This is a genomic window from Kiloniella sp., assembly GCF_048270245.1.
In the GTDB taxonomy this organism is placed as follows: Bacteria; Pseudomonadota; Alphaproteobacteria; order Kiloniellales; family Kiloniellaceae; genus Kiloniella.
In genome coordinates, this window is the sequence record NZ_JBLWTH010000005.1 from 15,181 (window position 1) to 39,668 (window position 24,488).

Sequence of the window (24,488 nt, forward strand, 5' to 3'; positions counted from 1 at the left end):
AAAATTACCAGATCTATTCTGCTGCTTTCGCCGCAGAGGGGTTATTGGGATGTGTTGTCCAGTTTGCATAATCGTGATCGATAGGCTTGTTGGTCCGCGGATCACTGCCTTCGGTCATTTGTTCCATGGTAATACAATCTTCCACAGGGCACACACTGACGCAAAGATTACAGCCAACACATTCTTCATCAATCACTTCGAATTTACGTACACCATCAACCATTGAAGTAATGGCCTGATGCGACGTATCTTCACAAGCAATATGACAACGGCCACATTTAATACAGGCATCCTGATCAATCTTGGCTTTGGCAATATAGTTCAAGTTCAGATACTGCCAGTCAGTCACATTCGGAACAGCGCGGCCAACAAAGTCATCCAGCTTGTCATACCCCTGCTCATCCATCCAATTGGATAATCCGGCATTCAGTTCTTCTATAATTTTAAAGCCATAGGTCATTGCTGCTGTACAAACCTGTACAGAACCAGACCCCAACGCCATAAACTCGGCCGCATCTTTCCACGTGGTAACGCCACCAATACCCGAAATAGGTAATCCCTGTGTTTCCGGATCACGGGCAATTTCGGAAACCATGCTCAGCGCAATTGGCTTTACAGCAGGGCCGCAGTACCCACCGTGCGTTCCCTTGCCATCAACCGTTGGATTAGGTGCCATTGCATCAAGATCAACAGATACAATCGAGTTAATGGTATTGATCAGAGAAACCGCGTCCGCCCCCCCGCGATGAGCAGCCCGTGCAGATTGACGTATATCAGAAATATTCGGTGTTAGTTTAACAATAACCGGAAGATCAGAGTGTGTCTTACACCACCGTGTTACCATCTCAACATATTCAGGAACCTGCCCAACCGCAGCCCCCATTCCACGCTCTGACATGCCGTGTGGACAGCCAAAGTTCAACTCGACGCCATCACAGCCTGTTTCTTCAACGCGCTTTAGAATGTCAATCCAGCTTTGCTCTTCGCATGGAACCATCAAAGAGACAATCAATGCTCTGTCAGGCCAGTTCTTTTTGACCCGGGTGATTTCTTCCAAATTGGTTTCAAGCGAACGGTCTGTGATCAACTCAATATTATTAAGCCCCAACAGGCGACGATCAGGTCCGTGGATCGCACCATAGCGCGGACCATTGACGTTCACAACGGGATCGCCTTCGCCCAAGGTTTTCCAGACAACCCCGCCCCAACCAGCTTCGAAGGCACGGACGACGTTATATTCTTTATCCGTTGGCGGTGCAGATGCCAACCAGTAAGGGTTCGGAGATTTAATACCAAGGAAATTGCAACTAATATCAGCCATAATCTTGTTCCTTAAATAAGGAGTGTCGTAAGAGCGGGAACATCAGAAAAGTCATTATCGATATTCCCCAAAGGGATAAGCAGTAGCGAGCGACTGTGTTAAGCGCTCAGCACGTCATTGATTGCTTCGGCAGCAACCTTTCCGTCCTCTACTGCTGCGACGGTGAGGTCTTCACCACCCGCAATACAATCCCCCCCGGCCCAGACATTGCCCAGGCTGGTACGGCGATTGTCATCCACCTTGATACGACCACTATCCAGTTCAATTGCTTCGGCAGATCCGTTCAACGGCGCCGCGACAAAGTTCTGACCAATAGCCTTAAAGACCATGTCGGCTTCTAAGGTCAGCGTTTCGCCAGTACCAGACAAAGAACCGTTTTTGTTTTCAGTATATTCACATTCAATGGCAACAACTTTGCCATTTTCACCAATCAGTTTATTTGGCTTGACCCAATGGCGAATGGTAACACCGTTGGTTTGTGCCAGTTCCTGCTCGTATTCACTGGCATTCATCTGCTCTTTACCACGACGGTAAAGAATGGTTACTTCCTCAGCACCCAGCAGCTTGGTTTGAACAGCGACATCAATCGCGGTCATACCGCCACCAATAACAACAACTTTGCGACCAACAGAGATTTTCGACAAATCCTGTGCCTGACGAAGATCAGCAATATAGGAAACCGCATCGAGAACACCCTCAAGGTCTTCCCCTTCGGCACGCAGAGCATTAATTCCCGCAAGGCCCATGCCTAAGAAAACAGCATCGAAATTCTGTCTTAGATCAGCAAGGGAGATTGTCTCGCCAAGACGATTGCCGTTTTCAATTGTAATACCGCCGATAGAAAGCAAGAATTCAACTTCCTTTTGGGCGAAATCATTGACAGACTTATAAGCAGCAATGCCATATTCATTCAGACCACCAGCCTTTTCACGGGCATCGTACACCACCACATCATGCCCATGCATCGCCAAACGGTGTGCACAAGATAGTCCCGCCGGACCAGCACCGACAACAGCAACCCGCTTACCTGTCAAGGCAGCACGCTTAAAGATCTTATCCCCATCTTCGAGAAGGTGATCTGTTGCATAACGTTGTAGCAAACCAATTTTAACGGGTTTGCCCTCTGCTTCTTCACGAACACAAGCCTGTTCGCACAGGGTTTCAGTCGGACAAACACGGGCACACATGCCGCCAAGGATATTCTGTTCAAAAATCGTCTTTGCTGATCCTTTGGGGTTATCAGCAGAAATTTGACGGATGAACATGGGAATATCGATAGAAGTCGGGCATGCGACAGTACACGGTGCGTCATAACAGAAATAACAGCGGTCTGCTTCGACAAAGGCCTCGTGCTTACTTAGTGGCGGATGGATATCGCTAAAGTTCTTGCTATAGTCTTCGTCTTCAAGACGGCTAGACTGGATATCGGGCCGACTACCGGCGTTGGTACTCATCCAAAATCTCCCTGACGTATATATAATTATTATACTTTTGACGTTAGATCCGCCCTCTTATGGGGTGGTATCTATCCCTGTTTGGTATAATTCTAAGGTAAAATCATAACGCCCGTCAATTTTTTTTATCATTTGATAAATTTTTCACCTAAACACTCAAGGTTTTATTATTATTTACAACAAGATAAGTAGGAAATTTAAAATCCTCATTACGATCAATAGTAGCCTTAAATTTTATTGTCTGATGATTAACACTTGTATGCTACAATCTAATTGCTTGCTGACAGTCAAAGGCAAAACCAAATGTTCATGACTAGAAGTAAATATCGCATATTAAGTATTCTGAGCTCTTTATTGTGTTCTTTACTGCTTCAGAAACCTGTCACCGCAGACGAGATTATCAAGTATGGTATTTCCCATTGGCCACCCTATGGGATGACAGAACAGTCCCAAATTTATGGGATTAACTATGATATAGGCCTAGAACTTGAAAAGCGTTTGGGCGTAACCCTACAGCCAAGAGTTTGTCCCTTTAAACGATGTTTGTTGGAACTGGAAAGTGGCGCTTTGGATCTCTTCTCCGGGATTGCCAAGAATGATGAACGCGAAAAATACCTGTCATATTCCTCGCCGCCCTATTCTGCTGTATCTGTTGTTTTTTATGTCAGAAAAGGCGAAGCGGACACCCTAAGAAACTATGATGATCTTTATAAATTAAGGGTCGGATATGTCTCTAAATCGCACTATTTTGATCCCTTTAACAAGGACACAGCCATCCAAAAGGTCGAGGTTGCCAAAGAGCAACGACTATTACCCATGCTCAATTCAAATCGAATTGACACTTATGTCGGCACAGACCCTAACGCATCTTATGAAGTCCTAACCAAAGGCTTTAAAACGAAACTGGAAAAAGCAGCCTACACCCCCAACGTCGAGGTTCCGCTTTATTTTGCTGTGTCACGAAAATCAAAGCATCTAGCCCTTCTCTCAAAAATCGGGCAAGCCATCCAAGACATGCATGATGATGGCACAATGGCCCGTATACACGACAAGTATCAGTAACGTTATTCGTCATTAACCTTAAAGATTATCCCCCACAGGATATCCCCGCCATGGACGGACTGTTCGCAAGGTAAAGTTGGATTGCATATGGGCCACCCCCGGTAACCGGGACAGTGCTGATCTGTGGATACGTTCATAGTCCGCAACATTCTTCGCGACGATCCGCATTAAGTAATCCGCTTGCCCCGCCATAAAATAACATTCAGATATTTCTGGCGTGGCCTTTACCGCCGTCTCGAACTTATCAAAAGCTTCTTCACTTTGCGAAGTTAGCGTTATTTCCATAAATATCTCGATCGAATAGCCCAAAGCCTTGGGATCTAACCGTGCGACATACCCCGCAATCTGCCCCCCAGCCTCCAAAAGCTTAACGCGCCGATGACACGCCGAAGGCGATAACCCCACCGCATCAGCCAAGCTGGCGATTGGCATTCTGCAATCCTTCTGTATAGCCGTAAGAATTTTCGCATCAATCTTGTCCATCGAATAATTTCCTTCATTTTAATTGTAATATGAAATTATATTCCAAAATTAAAACCACATATACTAAAATTTAGGAAACATTTCGAGTTCAATCTTGTCATAATATTCGCAAAATTGACCAAAACTGGCCCTAACTGGTAAGACTATACAAAATAGCTTCCAGAAACCGCGCTGACTGTCATCAACGGACAGACACCAGAGCACAAGAACAATAACCTTGCATCCCAAACAAGATGCAATGAGGGAGTAACAAGTATGAGCATTAAAACACCTTATCTTCTTTTCCTCGGCAATGCCGCTGATCCCCTTGCCGCCAAGGTAGCCCAAGGTATTAAAGACTGGCGCCCGGAAAACTGTGTCGGACAATTACGTCTTGATGGCTGTAACGCTGATCTGGGGCTGACCGACATGTCACCTGCACAAGCCGTTGCTAATGGCGCGAAAAGCATGGTTGTCGGTGTTGCCAACCGGGGTGGTGTTATCGATGCAACGTGGGTAGCTGCCCTGATCGAAGCCATGGAAGCCGGCCTTGATCTGGCCGCAGGTCTTCACAACAAACTTGCCGATGTTCCCGAACTGGCTGAAGCCGCAAAACGTCTTGGCCGTGAAATCCATGACGTGCGCCACCCTTCCCGCAGCTATCCAGTTGCCGCAGGGACAAAACGTTCAGGTAAACGCCTGCTTGCTGTGGGAACAGACTGTTCTTGTGGTAAAATGTACTCCACCCTCGCCATCGAAAAAGAACTGCGCGCCCGTGGTGTTAAGGCTGACTTCCGCGCGACAGGTCAAACCGGTATCCTGATCACGGGTGATGGTGTTTCCGTTGATGCCGTGGCTGCTGACTTTATTTCTGGTTCTGTGGAAACACACGCGCCAGCCAACGATGACGATCACTGGGATATCATCGAAGGTCAGGGTTCTTTGTTCCATGCCTCTTTCGCTGGCGTGACACTTGGCCTGATCCACGGGTCACAGCCTGATGCACTGGTGCTTTGCCACGAACCAACACGTACACACATGCGCGGCCTGCCAGACTTTGGTTTGCCATCCATCAAAGATTGCATGGAAGCAAATCTTGCTGCGGCTAAACTGACCAACAAAAATGCTAAGTTTGTCGGTATCGCGGTCAACACATCAAAGCTAAGCGACGAAGAAGCAAAAGCCTATCTGGCCAAAACAGAAGAAGAGTTCGGCCTGCCGACTGTTGATCCTGTCCGCACAGGGGTTGCCGCCATCGTGGACAACCTGTCATGAGCCGTAAAGTAACAATCTCTTCAACGCCTTGGCCAATCCGCGGGTCTTTTACCATTTCCCGTGGATCAAAAACCGAAGCTGTCGTTCTCAACGTTTATATCGAAGAAGACGGCATCAAAGCACAGGGCGAATGCGTTCCTTACCCCAGATATGGTGAGTCCGTTGAATCTGTGACCGCACAGATCAACGAAATACTGCCCGCGCTCGAAGCAGGAATGACACGCACAGAACTGCAAACCGCAATGCCCGCAGGTGCCGGGCGCTTTGCTGTTGATGCAGCCCTTTGGGATCTGGAAGCCAAAAAGACAGGCAAACGGGCTTGGGAAATCGCTGGTATCCCTATGGAACCCGCGACGACGGTTTATACCCTGTCCCTGTCTGATCCAGAAACCATGGAACAGGATGCCCGTGATAATCAGGACAAGCCGCTTCTAAAGCTCAAATTGGGCGGCGAAGGTGATCTGGCCCGTGTTGCAGCGGTCCGCAAAGGCCATCCAACAGCCCGTATCGTCGTTGATGCCAATGAAGCCTGGACCAAAGAGGTTTACAACGCAATTGTACCTGAACTGGTCAAGCTGGGCGTGGAAATGATCGAACAGCCTTTTCCTGCGGGTGATGATGACCTGCTCAAGGAACTGGATCGTCCGATTACAATCTGCGCCGATGAGTCCTGTCACGATCGTGCATCCCTGCCCAAGCTGGTTGGCAAGTACGACATGATCAACATCAAGCTGGATAAAACCGGCGGTCTGACCGAAGCCCTTGCCATGAAACTCGAAGCAGAAAAGCTCGGCTTTGAAATCATGACCGGCTGTATGCTGGGGTCTTCCCTTGCTATGGCTCCGGCGATGGTTGTTGCCCAAGGAAGCAAGGTTGTTGATCTGGATGCGCCATTGTTGTTGGCAGAAGATTGTGAACCCGGTCTGGTTTTCACGGGTGTTGAAATCGCCGCGCCTGAAAAAGCACTCTGGGGTTAAAACCCTATAGGGTTAAACTCCTCTGGGATTAAGGCCCTGCAGGGCGAAAATTTGGAACAAAAGTTATGAGCAGAACAGTTTATGTAAACGGGTCTTACCTGCCCGAAGAAGATGCCAAGGTTTCCGTTTTTGATCGCGGATTTCTTTTTGCCGATGGCGTTTATGAAGTCTCCACCGTATTGGAAGGCCGCCTGATCGACAATCAGGCACATCTTATCCGCCTTCAGCGTTCACTGGATGAGCTACAGATGACCAGCCCGGTTTCCATGGATGAAATCGTGACCATTCAGAACGAGTTGATCAAACAAAACGGCCTGAAAGAAGGCGGGTTATATCTGCAAATCACTAGGGGTGCCGCAGATCGTGACTTTGCCTTCCCGAAAGACGCTACGCCGTCACTGGTCATGTTCACACAGGAAAAGAACCTGTTGAACAGCCCATCTGCGGAACGTGGTCTGTCTGTGATCTCTGTCGAAGACATTCGCTGGCAACGTCGGGATATCAAGACCGTTGGCCTTCTGGCCCCTGCCCTCGCCAAACAGGCCGCCGTGGTTGCCGGTGCAGACGATGCGTGGATGTACGAAGATGGTTTTGTGACCGAAGGCAGTTCCAATAACGCCTATATCATCAGCAAAGAAGGCAAGATCATTACCCGTCATTTGGGCAATGAAATCCTGCACGGTATTACCCGTCGCGCGGTTCTGGAACTTGCCAACGAAGCCGATATGGAAGTGGAAGAACGCCCCTTTACGTTGGATGAAGTTCGCAATGCCGCCGAGGCCTTTGTAACCTCTGCCACCACCTTTGTGACACCTGTTGTTTCACTGGACGGTGAGAAAATTGGCGATGGCAAACCGGGTGAATTAACCAAGCGTTTGCGTCAGCTCTACATCAAGCAAGCACTCGCCAGTTAAAAATAACGACCCAGTTAAAAGACACGAACAACATAATAAGTTAATTATAGGGGCTGCACTCAACTGTTGCAGCCCCTATACTCTTCCCAACTCGCTTTTCCACTCGGCGCAAAGAGTACAATGTAGAAACATCTACCTGTGCCATGAAGCAACGACGAAGATAAAATAAGTGGGACGAGAGTAAAAACAGAGCCAGCAGCATGATCCAGTCCCAAAAACAGTTACAGACCAAATCCCCGTCCGCCGAATTTTCAGGCACCAGTCCACAGTTAACCGTTGATCTCGGCGCTTTGGTTTCGAATTTTAATACCCTGCGCAATGCTATACAGCAGGGTGGCAGCATCTGCGCTGGTGTTCTCAAGGCCAACTCCTATGGTATGGGGTACGAACGCGTGGCTGAGGCCCTTTGGGCAGAGGGATGCAAGACCTTCTTTGTTGCACTGGTCGGCGAAGGCGTAAAGTTACGCACCCTGTTCCCCGAGGCAACAATCTATGTGCTGTCCCCCTATCTCAGCCTTGATGCCGATTTACTGCGGGAATATCACCTGATCCCATGCCTCTATGATCTCGATGGCATTGACCTCTGGATTACAGCCAACAACACGGCTGCACCTGCTGCATTACATTTTGAAACCGGGATCAATCGCCTTGGGCTATCAACGCAGGACCTCGAACAGCTTCTGAGCAACCGGTCACGGCTCAACAAACTGGATCTCAAGCTGATCATGAGCCACCTTTCCAGCGCAGATGAACAGCAATCTGAGCATAATCAACAACAGTTAGAAGCCTTCAAACGCATTCGTGCCGAATTCCCGAACACGCCAGCCAGCCTTGCGAACACCGCCGGAATCTTCCTCGGCCCAAACTACCACTTTGATCTCGTCCGTCCGGGGATCGGTCTCTACGGGCATGATCCACACTATTACGAAAATCAGGGATCGCGTCTGAAACCCGTCGCGACCTTTGCCGCGCCATTGGCACAAGTTAAAGATCTCAAAGCTGGCGAAGCTGTGGGTTACGGTGCAACAGAACTGGACCGAGACAGTACCATCGGCGTGATCCTTTGCGGCTATGCAGACGGCGTCATGCGTGCGCTGTTCAAACCCGATAGCAAAGAAGGCCACCAAGTCAGCATCAACGGCTACAAAGCCCCAATTCTTGGTCGCGTTTCCATGGACATGATCACCATCGACCTGACAACCGTCCCCAAAGAAGCCCGCGCAATCGGCTCCATGGTCGAAATATTCGGCAACCACAGCCCCGTCGAAAACGCCGCCGCCATGGCCGGAACGTCAGCCTATGAACTATTTACACGCGTGAGTGGGCGGGCGGTGCGGAAGTATGTTTGAGACAAAAAACACAACCAAAAAGATAATTTCCACAAATAAAGCGGCCTATAGTCGTATTTTATCTTGATTGTATTTCTAATATATATATTTTTGATAAGCGTAATTTTATAATAAAACCACAGCTTCCTACAAGGTCATCCATGCAAATAACCTCCGTTCTCGAAGATTTACGTATAAATGCATCAAATATGCTTATAGAGATGAAAATAAAAGAGTACGAGGAATTAGTAAAAGATATTTTACAAAAAAATGAATTTCAAAGACGTAGAGTTCGTTCATCAAAAACTGTTTATGCTCTATTAAAACAGGATATTCTTCAACAATGTGTAATTCCGCCTGTTGTATTAGCTCTCACTACGAATACAAAACACAGCGATTTAGGTGATGATAACGAATTTGAAAAGAAGCTAATAGAAGAGAAAGATCACTTAGTAATACTTGATGGCCTCCAAAGAACTCATACAATAATCGATTTATTAAACGAACTTAGAAGTTCTGACAACCAAGATGACCTTAATAAGTTAGAAAATATTAAAATAAGAGTAGAAGTATACGTAGGGATTAATCGACTTGGTATTTTATATCGGATGTTAACCCTGAACACAGGTCAAACTCCTATGTCATTACGCCAACAAATCGAAATACTTTATCTTGATTATGCCTTAGATGGTGTTAAAGGCGTTGAGTTTGTCAGAGAAGCCGACGGAGGTATGGTCAATAACTCCAATCAATATAATTTCAAAGATATCATTGAAGGCTTTAATGCCTACTTAGATAGAGATGCTCTTCCATTAGATAAAGCTGATATTCTTGAAAACATTAGTAGTTTAGACAAACTTTCAAAGGAAAATCAAGGAAATGATTTATTTGAATTATTTGTAAAGTCTCTTAACAACTTCATTTTGACAGGAGAAGATTTATGCAACGGTTCAGAAATTGGGCAAGATTTTGTCGATGAATTTGGAGCACCTTTTGGAAAGAATTTTTTAAAAATTTTTAAAAGACCCCAGGCTGTATCTGGTTTTGGGGCTGCATCTGGAAAGCTAATAGATTTTAAAATCTTTACTGATTTAGACCAACTAAATCAAGAAATCGCAAAAATACAAGTAGATGATCCAGAGGATTTTCTAGAAGAGATAAATAAATCACTGTTGTGGCTTAAAAATAACACCAACAAAATAGGTAACGCTCAGAGAATGTTTTTTACTTTTTACTTTAGAGAGTTGTTTAATAAAGACTCAGATGCTTATTGCAATCTGAAATCATCTGCAACCTCTGCATTACAAAAATACAAAGCCCAATACATGTAAGGTTATCGACAGTGTCAGTTCTTCTAAAGATAAACAGTGATTCTATCGAATATACCTATTCCAGGTATGACACCGACAAAGGATTTATCTTAACAAATCAGACGATTGATCCTGAATTACCTGACAATAAAGATGAGGTATATATAACAAGTCCGCTTAAATTAGATACAGATTTCAATGAAAAAGATTTTGAAATTCACTTTTTAACAAAAAAGGATATTAAAGAGAACGAAATATTTCAAATCTATACAGCTAATGACCCCAGAGACAAAAAAAGAGTTGGATGGCTCATACCAACAAATTCATTAGATTCCGATCAACACGATTATTCAGAAAACCCACATTTTTTAAAGTATGCTTATAAAGCAATTGAAGAAGCAATAATACATGCTAGTCCTGATATTTATATGCACCTCGCAACATGCGATTCATCAGGAAGAGTTAACCTAAGTGATATATTCCACAAAAATACGGTAATATTGATAATTAGCAAAGAAACTTTAGTTGAAAATCAAGTAGAGTTTGACATAGACAAAGCCTCCCCCAGTTTAATCAAACATGGATATGTAAAATTAACCTCTAATAGCCCAGATACGATCTGGCTCACTTCTGATCCTCACAATCTAGAATCTATATTCATCACACCAATATCTGAAAACATACAAAATTATCAGCTAGTTAGCGAGTTACTTAACTCATCTTTTGCATATGAGAAAAATTCTTTTTTTCAATTTTTCTTTTTATATCAAATAATAGAGTTATTGATGGATGATATTTTTCAAAATCAGCAAAATGCTTTAGTAGATAAGCTTATTGAAATTAGATCTGATTCAGGAAAAGTAAAAGACGTTTTGGAGAACATAAATAAATCAGTAAAAGAGAAAAAGCGTTTATCACTTTTAATCGACGACTACACGACTACAAAGTCAGAATTAGAAGCATTAAAGGAAAATTGTAATCAGCTACTAAGGCATCTTGACAGAGAGCCAGGAAAAGAGTTTCACGAATACCTATACCCAATTCGAAATTTTATATTTCATCAGTATAGAGATTTTCCTGAAATTGCTAGAACAAACCTAGACCATGTTGTGAAAGAGCTAATAGATATTATACCTGGCTTATTGTCCACCTACTCATACCCAAGAGTATAAAAGGTTTAAAACTTTAGTTTTTCAACTCCAACCGCTTCCCATGCAAAATTGGTTCGGTATATCCGGACGGCTGTACAGCGCCTTTCAAGACCAGATCACAGGCGGCCTTGAAGGCGATTGAAGCATCAAAATCATCGGCCATAGGCTTGTAGGCTGGATCATCTGCATTTTGCCCGTCGACGACGCTTGCCATGCGTTTCATGGTTTCCATGACTTGGGCTTCGGTGCAGATGCCGTGGTGGAGCCAGTTGGCGATGTGTTGGGAGGAAATGCGCAGGGTTGCGCGGTCTTCCATCAGGCCGACGTTGTTGATATCCGGGACTTTGGAACAGCCGACGCCGTGATCGACCCAGCGGACAACATAGCCCAGAATGCCTTGGGCGTTATTATCCAATTCGTGTTGTACCTCATCAGGTGACCAGTTGGTGTCTTTGGCAACGGGGACTGAGATCAAATCGTTGAGCGAAGCACGCTCTCTTTGCGCCAGCTCCTTTTGACGGTCAAAGACGTTGATATCGTGATAATGGGTGGCGTGCAGGGTTGCCGCTGTGGGGGATGGCACCCAAGCCGTGTTTGCGCCCGCTTGGGGGGGTCCGGACTTTTGATCCAGCATATTCGCCATCAGATCCGGCATGGCCCACATGCCTTTGCCAATTTGCGCACGGCCACTGAGGCCACAGGCAAGGCCGATATCCACATTCCAGTCTTCATAGGCCTTGATCCATGCGGCGTTTTTCATATCACCTTTGCGGATCATGGGACCAGATTCCATGGCTGTGTGGATTTCATCGCCTGTGCGGTCCAAGAAGCCTGTGTTGATAAAGAACACCCGATGTTTGGCGGCGCGGATTGCTTCTTTTAAATTCAACGTGGTCCGGCGCTCTTCATCCATAATGCCGATTTTGAGGGTATGACGTTTCAGCCCTAATAGATCTTCAACCTTCGTGAAAATCTTGTCGGCAAAAGCTACTTCGTCAGGCCCGTGCATTTTTGGTTTTACGATATAGACAGAGCCTGTCCGGCTGTTGCGTAATGAAGCGCCATTAGAACCAGAAGACTTCAGCAGATCGTGTTTGGCAATAACCGCCGTGATCATGCCATCCATCAAACCTTCGGGAACTTCACGGGCGTCATCCCCAACCAGAATAGCAGGATTGGTCATAAGGTGGCCGACATTGCGGACCAACATCAGGCTCCGCCCTTGCAAGGTGAGGCTTTCACCGGAATTTGTCTGATAAACTCGATCATCTTTCAATCGACGGGTGATGGTTTTGCTGCCCTTTTGCAGATCCGTGGACAGGTCGCCACGCATCAGGCCAAGCCAGTTACGATAGACAGCAACCTTTTCCTCGGCATCAACCGCAGCAACGGAATCTTCACAATCCATAATGGTTGAAAGCGCAGCCTCGACAATAACATCGGCCACACCCGCCGGATCGGTCTTGCCGATGGGGTGTTTCCGATCAACAGAGATTTCCAGATGTAATCCATTGTGACGGATCAAAAGACCAAAGGCCGTATTTAGATCACCGCGATAACCTCTGTATTCAGCCCCCTCTGAAAGAGTTGCACGCTGACCGTTTTCCAGTGTCACAACCAGCTTGCCGTCGTCGATTTTGTAACACACAACATCTTTATGAGAGCCACCGTTCAGCGGTGCAGCCTGATCCAGAAAATTCTTGGCCCAATCAATGACCTTTTGCCCGCGAACGGGGTTAAATCCAGCTTTCTTTTCCGCACCATTCGTTTCCGGGATCGCATCGGTGCCATAGAGCGCATCGTAAAGGCTTCCCCAGCGCGCATTGGCGGCATTCAGCGCATAACGCGCGTTCATGACAGGCACCACAAGCTGTGGTCCGGCGACAGAGGTTATTTCTTCGTCCACATTTGCTGTTTCAATGGTGAAATCAGCGCCTTCGGGAACCAGATAACCGATTTGTTCCAGAAATGATTTATACGCCGCATGATCTGTAATGGGGCCGGGGTGGGTTCGATGCCAGTCATTTAGTTGGCCTTGTAACTCTGCCCGTCGGGCGAGCAGCTTTGCATTGTCCGGCATCAGATCCAGAAGAAGATCGTTCATACCCGCCCAAAAATCATCCGGGGCAACACCTGTTCCGGGCAGGGCTTCGTTATTCATAAAATTATGCAGCGTTTTATCTATTTGTAGCGCGCCGACCTTAATGCGATCAGTCATTGTTATCTGTCCCAGTCTTATGATTAATCTGAATAGTAAAAATTATTATATACGGCCTAGTATAAGGCAGCTTTACCAAGCGCGTATTAAGGAATTTTCAGAACAGCACCTGTGCCGTCGAACCAATATTCTTCCAAGTTAGCTGTTCCTTCGCCTGCAGGACCTTTTCTGTCCACGATCAGGAAATCCTGTGTCGGTGCCAGAACCAGCAAGGGATGGTGCCAAACATTCTTGGCATACTGAACCCCCTGACTTCCCGATGCCATAAAAGCACGACATCCCGCAGGTGTCGGGATTTCGTCTTCACAAACCACAACCAGCCACGATGCGGGCTGCATCGGCACAAAGGCTTGCGCCCCCAACGGATGTCGTTCCATCATGGATAGGGCAATCGGCAAGGGCCTCGGCGTTCCCCGAAAGATAGAGAGGATAGCTTCGCCCTCACCATCTTTTACATCTGCCTGAGCCAGATCATGGAAACGGCGGGTCGTTCCCTCATTAATCAGATAGCTTTTGTCGTGGTCCGCTTCGATAACCTGACCAAAGGGGGCAAAGGCCTCTGCAGTAAGTGGAACGGGGCGAAGTTCGACAAGATCTGACGTCATTGAATTTTCCACTCTGTTATAGTTATTCATCTTAACTTTTTCTTATCGTTGTTTCATCGTTCATGTAGCAAGTAACTACATCTATCTCTTCACGCCTTGAGCAAAAATAAATTTAAACAGCTAGAGAACCTTTGGTTATTAACAATATCAAGACCCCGTAACTGGATGATTTTTAATCCAGTGGTTGGCGATATCAATACGGCGCGCGCACCAGACATGATCATGTGATTGAATATAATCAACAAATTTCTTCAGCCCGGCAAAACGCCCCGGACGTCCGATCAAGCGACAATGCAATCCGATCGACATCATTTTGGGTTCATCTGCACCCTCTTCGTAAAGAGTGTCAAAAGCATCTTTCAGGTAAGTAAAGAAGTGATCCCCTGTGTTAAACCCCTGTGCCGAAGCAAAACGCATGTCGTTGGTATCCAGAGTATAGGGCACCACCAGATGCGGCTTATCCACCACGCGCGACCAAAACGGCAGATCATCGGAATAATCATCTGCATCGTAGATAAAACCGCCCTCTTCCGCGACCAGTGCACGGGTGTTTTCCGATGTCCGTCCCGTATACCATCCCAACGGACGCTCGCCCGTTATACGCTTTTGGATTTCTATCGCCTTTTGCATATGTTCGCGTTCTTCTTCGCGTGACATGCCGTGATAGTTGATCCAGCGATAACCATGACTACAGATTTCATGGTCATCTTTCATGGCGGCTTCAATCACTTCGGGATGACGTTCCATCGCCATGGCAACAGCAAAAAGCGTAATTGGAATATTGCGTTCCCTGAACAGTTTCAGAATGCGCCAGACACCCGCACGGGCCCCGTATTCATATATTGATTCCATGGACATATGTCGCGCGCCGTCAAAAGCAGCCGCACCGATAATCTCAGATAAAAAAGTTTCCGATGCCGGATCACCATGCAAAACACAGTTCTCACCGCCCTCTTCATAATTGAGGACAAACTGTACCGCCACACGGGCTTTTCCCGGCCAGACAACTGTTGGTCTGTCATCTCCATAGCCCACAAGATCGCGCGGATAGATCTTTAAATCATTAGGGGAATAATCAGAACTGCTCATCCTACTCTATCCTCTAATCGAAAACGTATAATACGCGCAATCTGTTGCAGCGCCGTTTCAAACTCTTTGGCCTGATCATTTTCCAGACGTTCAACAAAGGCATCGAGTATCATAAATTTGGTTGCCCCTTTCACCGCAAAGATGAAAGGAAAGCCAAACCGATCAAGATAGCGTTTATTCAAATCAGTAAAGCGTTTGAATTCATCTTCACTTAATTGATCAAGCCCGACACCCGCCTGTTCGTTTTTGGAATCTTCCGTAAGCTCCCCCGATAAGGCAGCTTTTCCCGCAAGATCAGGATGTGCGCGAATTAACGCCAATTGTGTTTCTTCATTAGCTGATTGCATGACGTCCGCAAAGCAGGTGATCATTTCCTCTCGGTTTTGGAAAGGGCGATGGCTTTCCGCCCCCTCCGCAACCCAGGGAGAATGCTCGGCGATATCACCAAAGGTTTCAGCGAAATCTTTGGGTGACATGGCATTTACGGTTTCCAGTGAATAGCTATCTGTCATTTAATGTTCTCGTACATAAGGGTTATCAGCATTCACTCTTTATTTTGGGCGATCCAGGCACCCAGCGTGGTCCGCTCGGCCTCTGTCATGCCGGTCTCATTCCCCAACGGCATAGCATCGCTGTCCACAGCCTGTGCCTTGATCCGATCGAGATAGCGTTTCATGTCCGCAATCGTTTCAAGCTCAATACCTTGGGGAGCTTCGTCAACCATGTCACTGGTTGGTTGAGCGGCATGACAACTGGTACAGTGCTTTTCCATTACCCCAAGCGCAATACTATCAGTAACAGTGTTACCTCCATAGTCACGTTCCACCGGCGCTGTCATAATCATGGCAACGATGACGCCAATACCAGCAACAGGCAAGGTCCATGCGAACTGCTTGAAGGTATCGCCAGCTTCGTGACGGTTCAGTAAATGACGGACAGCACCACCGATAATCAGGATCAGGGCCACCAGCAACCAACTGTGTGGATGGCCCGTCAGCATCGGATAGTGGTTGCTGACCATCATCAAAAGAACTGGCAGGGTCAGATAGTTGTTATGAACTGATCGCTGCTTGCCCATAATGCCAAATCGGGCTTCGGGTTCTTCCCCACGCATCAAAGCGGCGGCAACCTTTTTTTGATTTGGGATAATAATTCCGAATACATTCACCGCCATAATCGTACCCACAAAGGCACCGACATGGATTAACGCACCACGGCCAGAGAAAACATAACTAAAGAGGATGCTCGCCGCCATAATCAGGATAAAGAGGCAAACAGCCAGAACGCCTGTGTTCTTGCCAAGGGGAGAACGGCAGATGCCATCATAGATCAACCACCCGCCAATCAAACTGGCAACCGAGATTGAAATCGCCTGCCACGGTTCCAGCGCCATGACATTCGGATCAATCAAATAGGCAGACGCATTGTAGTAGTACTGAACAACCAAAAGCGCAAAACCAGTCACCCATGTCAGGTAAGCTTCCCATTTGAACCAGACCAGATCATCAGGCAGTTTTTTTGGCGCGACGAGATATTTCTCGACATTGTAAAAGCCACCGCCATGCACTTGCCACGCTGATCCATAAACATCCTTATCCAAGCCTTCACGTTTGCGAAGAGACAGGTCCAAGCCTATGAAGTAAAAGGATGTTCCGATCCAGCCAACACCTGCAATCAAGTGAGCCCAGCGAAAAAGCAGGTTCAGCCAATCTGCTGCAAATGATTCCATGATTGTTCATCCTTCCTGATCGTATTTTCACGCGCTATAGCGCGTTTTTATCATTCGTTGTTGCCGAGATCTATTACGCTTTCTTAAGGCGCGTTCTAATGCGCTTTATTCGCGAGATCGATGGCAATGTTTCTGTGTTTTTGTAAAAGCGGCTGCATATCTAGTCGGGTAATTTTCCCTTCTGTGACCAGTAACTCGCCGCCAACGGCAGTATAGTTCGCATTCGCTGGCGTGCAGAGCATCAAGCCTGCAACAGGGTCCAGTTCAGCCCCTGAATGGTAAAGCGGGTCCAGTTTGAAAGCTGCAAAATCAGCCTGATAGCCCGGCGCCAGAATACCGACATCGTTCCGGTTAAGAACACGTGCACCGCCAACAGTTGCAACTTCGATCGCTTCGCGGATTTTCATACCGCGCGCACCATGTTTAACACGTTGTAACAGCATCGCCTGTCTTGCTTCTGCCAGTAAATGTCCGCTGTCGTTTGACGCTGATCCATCAACGCCAAGGCCGACTTTTACCCCGGCATCATACATTTCCCGAACCGGGGCAATGCCAGACCCCAAGCGCATGTTTGAGCAAGGGCAATGGGCAACACCTGTCCCGCTTTGGGCGAAAAGAGAAATCTCGTCCGGGTTCAACTGCACGCAATGTGCATGCCAGACGTCATCCCCAATCCATCCTAATTCCTGTGCATATTCACCGGGCGTCAGACCAAACTTTTCCTTACTGAAGGCAATATCTTCGACATTTTCAGCCAAATGTGTGTGCAGTCCCACCCCCATTGAACGGGCAAGCACCGCTGATTCCCGCATCAAATCCTGAGAAACAGAAAAAGGCGAACAAGGGGCCAACGCGATACGAAGGCGCGATCCTTCTGACGCATCGTGATAGGTTTCAATAAGCCGCTGACTATCTTTTAAAATCGCGGCTTCATTTTCCACAAGACTGTCAGGCGGTAAACCGCCATCGCTTTCCCCCACAGACATTGATCCGCGCGTGGCATGAAAACGGATACCCATTTCCATTGCCCCCTCAATAGAATCATCCAGACGACTGCCATTTGGGAAAAGATAAAGATGATCGCTGGTGGTTGTACATCCGGATAACAAAAGTTCGGCAATTCCCACCTGTGCTGAAACCTTGATGGCCTCTGGTGTCAGATGTGACCAGACGGGATAGAGCGACTGTAACCACGGGAAAAGCGGCTCATCCTGTGCAAAAGTTCTGGTCAGGGATTGATAAAGATGATGGTGCGTATTCACCAAGCCCGGTAGAACGATATGATCCCTGAGATCAAGTGTGGTGTCAGCTTCGCGGGGAAGTTCATCAGCAGGCCCCACAGCCTTAATAACACCATCCACGGCAAAGAGAGACCCATCTTTGAGTTCTCTTTTGTTCTCGTCCATTGTAACAAGAACCCGTGCGTTTTTAATCAAAAGAGTTTTCATATCGTTCTATTCGTTAAGTCGTTTACACTTCGTCAGAAGCATCTTTAGGCAAGATCAGGTTGAGGAAAATTGCCAGGAATGCAGCAGGCACCAAACCCGATGTTAGCAAGATTTTAGCTGTTTCAGGCATAGTGGCTACAGCTTCGGGCACAGATTTAAGGCCCAGACCTATTCCCAAAGAAACCGCAATAATCACCATGTCACGACGGGTTAAAGCCGTCATGGACAACAGCTTGAGCCCTGCGCCCGCAATCATGCCAAACATAATAATTGATGCCCCGCCCAGAACAGCATTTGGCATCACCGAAATCACTGCACCAATCTTTGGAAACAGACCTGCGACAATCAGAAAGACTGCACCACAAGTTACCACATGTCGGCTCATCACACCCGTTAAGGCAACCAGCCCGACGTTCTGGCTATAAGATGTATTTGGCATCGCCCCGAAAAGCGCACCAACAGCAGTTCCCAGACCATCCGCCATTGTTCCGCCAGCAAGCTCTTTATCTGTTGCTTCCCGACCAGCACCCCCCGTTGTAATACCCGAGATATCACCAACAGTTTCAATTGCACTGACTACAGAGACCAAAAGCATTCCCAGAACGGCCGCTGTATTGATTTCAAATCCGTATTGCAACAATGACGGAACAGCAAACCACCCCGCAGAAGCAACACGACCAAAGTCAATCATTCCCATCGGGATAGCAACGATATATCCGACAATCAAACCAATAAGAACGGCCGAAGCTGAAAGGAAACCTTTGGTCATGAACTTCACGCCGAGGGTCACAACAATGACCAGCGTCGCAAGGAAGATATGATGTAAAGCCCCAAAGTCAGGCACTTTACCAGCCCCACCCGCAGCGTATTTTATGCCAACGGGAATAAGGGCCAAGCCGATGGAAAGCACGACGATGCCCGTTACCAAAGGGGGTAAAATACCGCGAATACGGCCAATAAAAGTCCCGAGAATAAAGTGGAAAACACCACCGATAGCCGCTGAAGCAAAAAGAGCGCCAAGACCCGCCGTCTTTACAATGGGGATCATGATGGGGATAAAGGCAAAGCTTGTCCCCTGTACAATCGGAAGCCGCGCCCCGATCGGACCAATACCAATGGTCTGCATAAGTGTTGCGATCCCCGCAACAAACATCGCCGTCTGGATAAGGAATATTTTGTCCCCACCAGATAACCCGGCAACACCCGCGATAATAATCGGCACCGTGACGTTACCCGCAAACATTGCCAAAACATGTTGCAAGCCAAGTGGCACAGCTTCCTTAAGTGGTGGACAGTAATTCGGGTCTTTTAAATTCTCGGCATTCGCCGTTTCCGCACTGTCTTTTGAGTGGGTTGCTTCAGTCATTTCAGGTTTCCCCCTGTTAAATAAACCAGCCGGTTATTATTGTTATAGCTGTTTAACTTAACTCTTGTTTTCCCAATATCTCATGGGTTGCTTCATCGTTCGTGTAGGCTATCTACACTTCTCTCTTCACGCCTAACGCAAAAACCAAGTTAAACAACTATTTATTCCGGCTTTGTTAGGGGTGTGCTTTGACATGATGGGTAATAAAAGCAAACCCCGGAAACTATCGGATTGAGTTGGTAAAGCTAACTCCCCCGATAGGTTGAATAACCATAAGGCGATAGCAACAGGGGAACGTGATAATGCTGGTCTGTTTCGGCAATACCGAAACGTATGACAATCACATCAAGAAAAGCCGGGTCAGGTAGGCCGTGACCTTTACTTTTCAGATAATCCCCAGCATGAAAGTGGAGTTCGTAACTACCTTTGGAAAAATCTTCCTTTTCCAGAATGGGGCCATCAACACGCCCATCTTCGTTTGTTGTTACATCCCGTAATGGAATAGTTTCGCCACCCCGGAATAGCTCTATACGTACCCCCGAAGCTGCGACACCTAATGCTGTATCCAGCACATGTGTTGTTAAAAATCCCATTGTTACCTCACCCTGAAGTGCTTTTTCATTATTATGTGAGGCAGTATGTCGCAGTCCACATGAACGCAAAAGAAGTCTTTTTAGATCATATTGATGCCAATAAGTGATCAATTGAGTGAGATATAATCTCTCAATGCAGCCTCGGCATGCTTAGCGAAAATAGAGGGAGCAAGGGATAGCTGGCGCGTTGCGTTGGTTAAAACCACAAGCCGATCACAAGGAATGTCTTTATCCGTAAGTTCTACATGCGCCAGTAAGCCTGCTTTTCTTTCCACCTCAATCCCCAGAACGGTTTGAAAGCTGACGTATTCTGCATTTCGTGCCATGGACCGCATAAACCTGAGGGAATTGGCTTTGATAAAGGACTTCGGCTTTGATTTTAACTTGCTCAGCGGTACGTCGATAATTCGGGCTAGCGAAAGGTTCCCCGCTGGCAATGCTAAGGGATACCTTAAACAATCTTCAAAAGCGCACTTGTCTTTTTTGGCGAGCGGGTGTTCAGGCGCAACAACCGCACCAACCTTAAGTTCCCAACTTACCATTTCACGCAAGCTGTCTTGATCAGGCGGATTGAAAGTAAAGCCGATATGGGCTTCAGCCGAAGAAATCATGCGACTGACCTTTTCCGAACTGGTTATCGTCACCTCTAGCGTGATACCGGGATAACTGTCGTGAAAGCTTTGCGTCAAATCAGGCAATACGGCATCAGCAACCGATTCAACCGAGGCAACGCGGACAATGCCCTGTTTGACCCCTCTTAGATCATCCAACTGCTCGCTTACAGCCTCAAAGTCTGACAAAACAGTTCGAGCATGTTGAAGTAATATTTCCCCGGCCTCGGAAATACGCAAGCCACGACCTACACGTTCGAAAACCTGAACGCCGAACTCATCTTCAAGGCTCAAGATCTGCCTATTTACAGCCGACGAAGCAATGTTGAGCTGTCGAGCAGCTTCACGAATTGAGCCATGCTCTGCCACAGCAACAAAGTACCGTAAAGCTGGGGAATACAATGTATGTGCACGCTCAATTTTCAATGATCATTACCTTTGTAAAGCAAGAGATCTCAGATCAATTAAAGACAATCCCTTTGAAAATATTTTCTTTTCTTATAGCCTAAGACAAAACCATCACAACAAAAACCGCCTATAAATGAATACTATTAATAAAACTATCGGACCGTTTAATGCGCATTGATAATGCTTTTGTCTCTACTGCTTTTCGTTATTTTGCAGCCACAGCTGAGGCGGGGTCAATCAGAGCTGCTGCACGGGAACTGAACATCGCCTCATCAGCAGTAAACAGACAAATTCTGATGCTGGAAGAAGCGCTTGGAATGCCTCTTTTTGAACGGACAGGACGGGCAATGGTTCTAACAGAAGCCGGAAATGTTCTTCTTAAGCAAACCAAGGTTTCACTGAGAGACTATGAAGATGCTTTGGGCGTTATAGATGAACTTCGCGGCCTGCAGCGCGGGCGCGTGAGGATCGCAACGGCGGAATCAGTTTCCGTGAATTTACTGCCCAAGATACTTGCAAAATTTTCAGAACAGTATCCTTCGATTGAAACTTTTCTGACCGTAACCGTCGCGGACAAAGTAACGGAAATGGTTCATTCTCGTGATGCTGATCTCGGCTTTACCTATAATCCCTCTACCCTGGATGGTTTGGAGATTGGATTTGAAAAAAGCATTGAAGTCGGCGCAATTGCGGCACCGAACCATCCGCTAACCCAACAAGAAACGGTTTGTCTCGCAGATTGCTTTAAACACCCCTATGCCTTTCCAGCACAGGGGCTCAGCCTTCGCCATGCCCTTGATAAAGCCATGGAAGATAGCACCGACATGAAGGGAGAAATAAATAAACCAATTCTGGAAGCAAATTCACTACGAGTTATGGCGGCAATGGCGCAGGAAGGCCGCTGTATCGCCTTTCAAACGCGCATAGGCATCGAGCATCACTTGAAATCAGGAGCTCTGACCTTTTTGCCCCTGACAGATCACGACCTGCCGATGGATCGCTTAATGCTCATCAGGCAATCAAGCAGAACCCCTTCGCCAGCGACCCAGATGTTTGAAAAATTTGCCGTCGATTATCTGAAAAAACATCTGATCATCTGATGCCTTTTTTAGCTCCCTGATATCTAAACATTATTCTTTTTAGATCACACAAACACTGTCATACTCTTATTCAAATAATAAAAATCGTTTGCTTGTATTCGTTAAAAACGCTGGAAACCAGCGGTGCAAGACAAGACGGTAAATTCACAACAGTGATTTTTTTCAGGGGAGTAAAGTCGCATGGGGCGACTGACAACACATGTATTGAATACCGCACGCGGTACACCAGCTAAAAATATGACCATTGAGCTTTGGAAGCACGAAGGTGCGAGCTGTAACTTTGTGAAACGTGTTCAAACGAACGATGATGGGCGGGTCAATAGCCCATTGCTGGACGACGCCGAGTTCACAATCGGCCAATACGAATTGAGATTTATGGCCGGTGATTATTTAAAATCACAAGCCGATAACCTTCCCGACCCCCTATTTCTTGACATCATTCCAATCCGTTTTGGAATTGCTGACAAAGATGCTCATTACCATGTGCCCCTTCTTATTTCGCCTTTCGGCTATTCGACCTATCGCGGGAGCTAACAGTTATGCGGCAAGACGTTAAATTCCTTCGCGACGGTGAACTGATCGAACTTAATAATATCGATCCCAATGAAACCCTGCTTGATTATTTACGACTGAGAGAAGGATCATGCGGCACAAAAGAAGGGTGCGGTGAAGGCGATTGTGGGGCCTGTACTGTGGCAATCGGTTCTCTGAAAGATGGGAAACTACAATATCAGGCTGTGAACAGCTGCATTCAATTGCTAGGTATGATGGACGGCAAGGAAATTATTACTGTTGATGATCTCTCAAAAGGGCCTCTGGTTAAAGGTTCCCAAGCCAAAAGATCGCAACAACTACACCCTGTTCAAGATGCAATGCTGCGCCACCACGGATCACAATGTGGTTTCTGTACCCCCGGCATCGTTATGTCGCTCTTCACGCTTTACCATGCGGAAATGAAAGCAGACAGAGACACCATCAACAATCAACTCGCGGGAAATCTGTGTCGTTGTACGGGGTATCGTCCTATCATTGACGCCGCCTTGGAAAGTTGTACCGGGAAAGCTGAAGACCGCTTTCGTCAAGACGCACAGGCAAGAACAACCAAACTCAATGAACTGGATGACAAAGAAGATCTGTTTATCGAGGATGAGGCAAAATTCTTTGCCGCACCAGCATCCACGAAAACGTTGGCCTCGATTTACGAAAAACATCCCGATGCGGTGATCGTCGCGGGTGCAACTGATGTGGGTCTGTGGATTACCAAGCAACTGAGAGACCTTCCTAAGATCATTCATATTGGACGCGTTGTCGAACTGCAAAAAATTACCCATAACACCAATGAAGTTATCATTGGTGCTGGTGTAACCTACGCAGATGCACAGGAAATACTTGCGACTATTGATCCAGATGTTGCCGAGATTATTCGCAGGATCGGATCAACACAGGTTCGGGCATCTGGCACCATTGGTGGCAATATCGCAAACGGATCACCAATTGGGGACAGTCCACCGTTACTTATTGCCCTGAATGCCAAGCTATCCTTGCAAAAAGGAACGCAATCCAGAGAAATTGATCTAGAGGACTTTTTCATCGACTATGGAAAGCAGGACCGAGAAGAAGGCGAGTTTGTCAGCAAGATCCGTGTGCCAAAGCTTGCCGAGGATGAAATCTTTCGAAGTTACAAAATAAGCAAACGCTTTGATCAAGACATATCCGCCCTGCTCGCGGCGTTCAAGATAACCATTGATAATAACAAAATAACACAGGCCCGCATCGCTTATGGCGGAATGGCGGGTACTCCCAAACGAGCAAAGCATACTGAGAAAGCCCTGCTAGGTATTGATTTAAATATTTCCGAAACGTGGGAAACCGCAGTTCAAAACTTGGAACAGGATTTCACCCCTCTTTCAGATATGCGTGCGTCCGCTGATTATCGAATGGAAGCCGCAAAGGGGCTGTTGATTAAAGCGCTTCATGAAATTTCTAACGAGACAGTTGGTCATAAAAGCGATCAAACAAGAGTTATCGGTGCCAGAGCCATTGATGTAAGGGAGGCTGTGTAACCAA

22 protein-coding genes are annotated in these 24,488 nt (G+C 46.8%); 10 read left to right on the plus strand and 12 right to left on the minus strand.

Translation table 11 applies throughout. The annotated features are described in order from the left end of the window. Window positions 1–13: 13 nt before the first annotated feature. Both preA and ACN0W5_RS12340 read right to left on the minus strand, forming a co-directional pair. The gene (gene preA / locus ACN0W5_RS12335; RefSeq protein ID WP_417454397.1) at window positions 14–1,321 is read right to left on the minus strand and encodes an NAD-dependent dihydropyrimidine dehydrogenase subunit PreA; all 1,308 of its coding nucleotides are present in this window, start codon (window positions 1,319–1,321) and stop codon (window positions 14–16) included. A 98-nt stretch (window positions 1,322–1,419) separates the two neighbouring features. Beyond that, entirely contained in the window at window positions 1,420–2,775 is a 1,356-nt protein-coding gene (locus ACN0W5_RS12340; protein WP_417454398.1) for an NAD(P)-dependent oxidoreductase, read from the minus strand. 309 nt (window positions 2,776–3,084) lie between these two features. On the opposite strand from ACN0W5_RS12340, the gene ACN0W5_RS12345 reads away from it, so the two are divergent. Then, window positions 3,085–3,837 carry a substrate-binding periplasmic protein gene (locus tag ACN0W5_RS12345; protein ID WP_417454399.1) on the plus strand — a complete coding sequence of 251 codons (753 nt, stop codon included), beginning with the start codon at window positions 3,085–3,087 and terminating at the stop codon, window positions 3,835–3,837. 18 nt (window positions 3,838–3,855) lie between these two features. Here the strand turns inward: ACN0W5_RS12345 and ACN0W5_RS12350 are convergent, their stop codons facing one another. Further along, on the minus strand, window positions 3,856–4,320 hold the full coding sequence (locus ACN0W5_RS12350; RefSeq protein WP_417454400.1) for an Lrp/AsnC family transcriptional regulator: 465 nt from the start codon (window positions 4,318–4,320) through the stop codon (window positions 3,856–3,858). A gap of 255 nt (window positions 4,321–4,575) precedes the next feature. Here ACN0W5_RS12350 and dgcN point away from each other — a divergent pair, with 255 nt between their 5' ends. The 6 genes from dgcN to ACN0W5_RS12380 all read left to right on the plus strand — a co-directional run bounded on the left by dgcN (window position 4,576) and on the right by ACN0W5_RS12380 (window position 11,275). Further along, entirely contained in the window at window positions 4,576–5,574 is a 999-nt protein-coding gene (dgcN, locus tag ACN0W5_RS12355; RefSeq protein ID WP_417454401.1) for an N-acetyltransferase DgcN, read from the plus strand. Beyond that, on the plus strand, window positions 5,571–6,551 hold the full coding sequence (gene dgcA / locus ACN0W5_RS12360; RefSeq protein WP_417454402.1) for an N-acetyl-D-Glu racemase DgcA: 981 nt from the start codon (window positions 5,571–5,573) through the stop codon (window positions 6,549–6,551). The genes dgcN and dgcA overlap by 4 nt, the downstream gene beginning before the upstream one ends. Before the next feature lie 65 nt (window positions 6,552–6,616). Continuing rightward, the gene (locus ACN0W5_RS12365; RefSeq protein WP_417454403.1) at window positions 6,617–7,465 is read left to right on the plus strand and encodes a D-amino-acid transaminase; all 849 of its coding nucleotides are present in this window, start codon (window positions 6,617–6,619) and stop codon (window positions 7,463–7,465) included. A gap of 200 nt (window positions 7,466–7,665) precedes the next feature. Next, entirely contained in the window at window positions 7,666–8,814 is a 1,149-nt protein-coding gene (gene alr, locus ACN0W5_RS12370; protein ID WP_417454404.1) for an alanine racemase, read from the plus strand. A gap of 140 nt (window positions 8,815–8,954) precedes the next feature. Continuing rightward, window positions 8,955–10,124 carry a hypothetical protein gene (locus tag ACN0W5_RS12375; protein WP_417454405.1) on the plus strand — a complete coding sequence of 390 codons (1,170 nt, stop codon included), beginning with the start codon at window positions 8,955–8,957 and terminating at the stop codon, window positions 10,122–10,124. 11 nt (window positions 10,125–10,135) lie between these two features. Beyond that, window positions 10,136–11,275 carry a hypothetical protein gene (locus tag ACN0W5_RS12380; RefSeq protein ID WP_417454406.1) on the plus strand — a complete coding sequence of 380 codons (1,140 nt, stop codon included), beginning with the start codon at window positions 10,136–10,138 and terminating at the stop codon, window positions 11,273–11,275. A gap of 13 nt (window positions 11,276–11,288) precedes the next feature. Here ACN0W5_RS12380 and ACN0W5_RS12385 read toward each other — a convergent pair whose 3' ends face one another. The 9 genes from ACN0W5_RS12385 to ACN0W5_RS12425 form a co-directional block, all read right to left on the minus strand. Continuing rightward, window positions 11,289–13,472: a malate synthase G gene (locus ACN0W5_RS12385; RefSeq protein WP_417454407.1), complete on the minus strand. Its 2,184-nt coding sequence runs from the start codon at window positions 13,470–13,472 to the stop codon at window positions 11,289–11,291. Between the two features lie 86 nt (window positions 13,473–13,558). Next, window positions 13,559–14,077 carry an ureidoglycolate lyase gene (locus ACN0W5_RS12390; RefSeq protein ID WP_417454408.1) on the minus strand — a complete coding sequence of 173 codons (519 nt, stop codon included), beginning with the start codon at window positions 14,075–14,077 and terminating at the stop codon, window positions 13,559–13,561. A gap of 147 nt (window positions 14,078–14,224) precedes the next feature. Next, a complete protein-coding gene (gene puuE / locus ACN0W5_RS12395; RefSeq protein ID WP_417454409.1) occupies window positions 14,225–15,166 on the minus strand; it encodes an allantoinase PuuE in 942 nt (313 codons plus the stop codon). Further along, window positions 15,163–15,678, minus strand: coding sequence for a 2-oxo-4-hydroxy-4-carboxy-5-ureidoimidazoline decarboxylase (gene uraD, locus ACN0W5_RS12400; protein ID WP_417454410.1), 516 nt, complete (start codon window positions 15,676–15,678; stop codon window positions 15,163–15,165). Before uraD ends, puuE begins: the two co-directional genes overlap by 4 nt. A gap of 32 nt (window positions 15,679–15,710) precedes the next feature. Next, window positions 15,711–16,895 (minus strand): urate hydroxylase PuuD, encoded by a 1,185-nt coding sequence (locus ACN0W5_RS12405; RefSeq protein ID WP_417454411.1) that lies wholly within the window; start codon window positions 16,893–16,895, stop codon window positions 15,711–15,713. A 95-nt stretch (window positions 16,896–16,990) separates the two neighbouring features. Then, window positions 16,991–18,343, minus strand: a complete 1,353-nt coding sequence (locus tag ACN0W5_RS12410) for an 8-oxoguanine deaminase (protein ID WP_417454412.1) — start codon at window positions 18,341–18,343, stop codon at window positions 16,991–16,993. Window positions 18,344–18,365: 22 nt separating this feature from the next. Beyond that, the gene (locus ACN0W5_RS12415; protein WP_417454413.1) at window positions 18,366–19,709 is read right to left on the minus strand and encodes a uracil-xanthine permease family protein; all 1,344 of its coding nucleotides are present in this window, start codon (window positions 19,707–19,709) and stop codon (window positions 18,366–18,368) included. Between the two features lie 245 nt (window positions 19,710–19,954). Beyond that, window positions 19,955–20,302, minus strand: a complete 348-nt coding sequence (gene uraH / locus ACN0W5_RS12420; RefSeq protein ID WP_417454414.1) for a hydroxyisourate hydrolase — start codon at window positions 20,300–20,302, stop codon at window positions 19,955–19,957. A 107-nt stretch (window positions 20,303–20,409) separates the two neighbouring features. Continuing rightward, the gene (locus ACN0W5_RS12425; protein WP_417454415.1) at window positions 20,410–21,339 is read right to left on the minus strand and encodes a LysR family transcriptional regulator; all 930 of its coding nucleotides are present in this window, start codon (window positions 21,337–21,339) and stop codon (window positions 20,410–20,412) included. A gap of 149 nt (window positions 21,340–21,488) precedes the next feature. On the opposite strand from ACN0W5_RS12425, the gene ACN0W5_RS12430 reads away from it, so the two are divergent. The 3 genes from ACN0W5_RS12430 (at window position 21,489) to xdhA (ending at window position 24,484) form a co-directional block, all read left to right on the plus strand. Continuing rightward, window positions 21,489–22,421, plus strand: a complete 933-nt coding sequence (locus ACN0W5_RS12430) for a LysR family transcriptional regulator (protein WP_417454416.1) — start codon at window positions 21,489–21,491, stop codon at window positions 22,419–22,421. A 180-nt stretch (window positions 22,422–22,601) separates the two neighbouring features. Continuing rightward, window positions 22,602–22,955: a hydroxyisourate hydrolase gene (gene uraH / locus ACN0W5_RS12435; RefSeq protein WP_417454417.1), complete on the plus strand. Its 354-nt coding sequence runs from the start codon at window positions 22,602–22,604 to the stop codon at window positions 22,953–22,955. A 5-nt stretch (window positions 22,956–22,960) separates the two neighbouring features. After that, entirely contained in the window at window positions 22,961–24,484 is a 1,524-nt protein-coding gene (xdhA, locus tag ACN0W5_RS12440) for a xanthine dehydrogenase small subunit (protein ID WP_417454418.1), read from the plus strand. The last annotated feature ends 4 nt before the right edge of the window (window positions 24,485–24,488 follow it).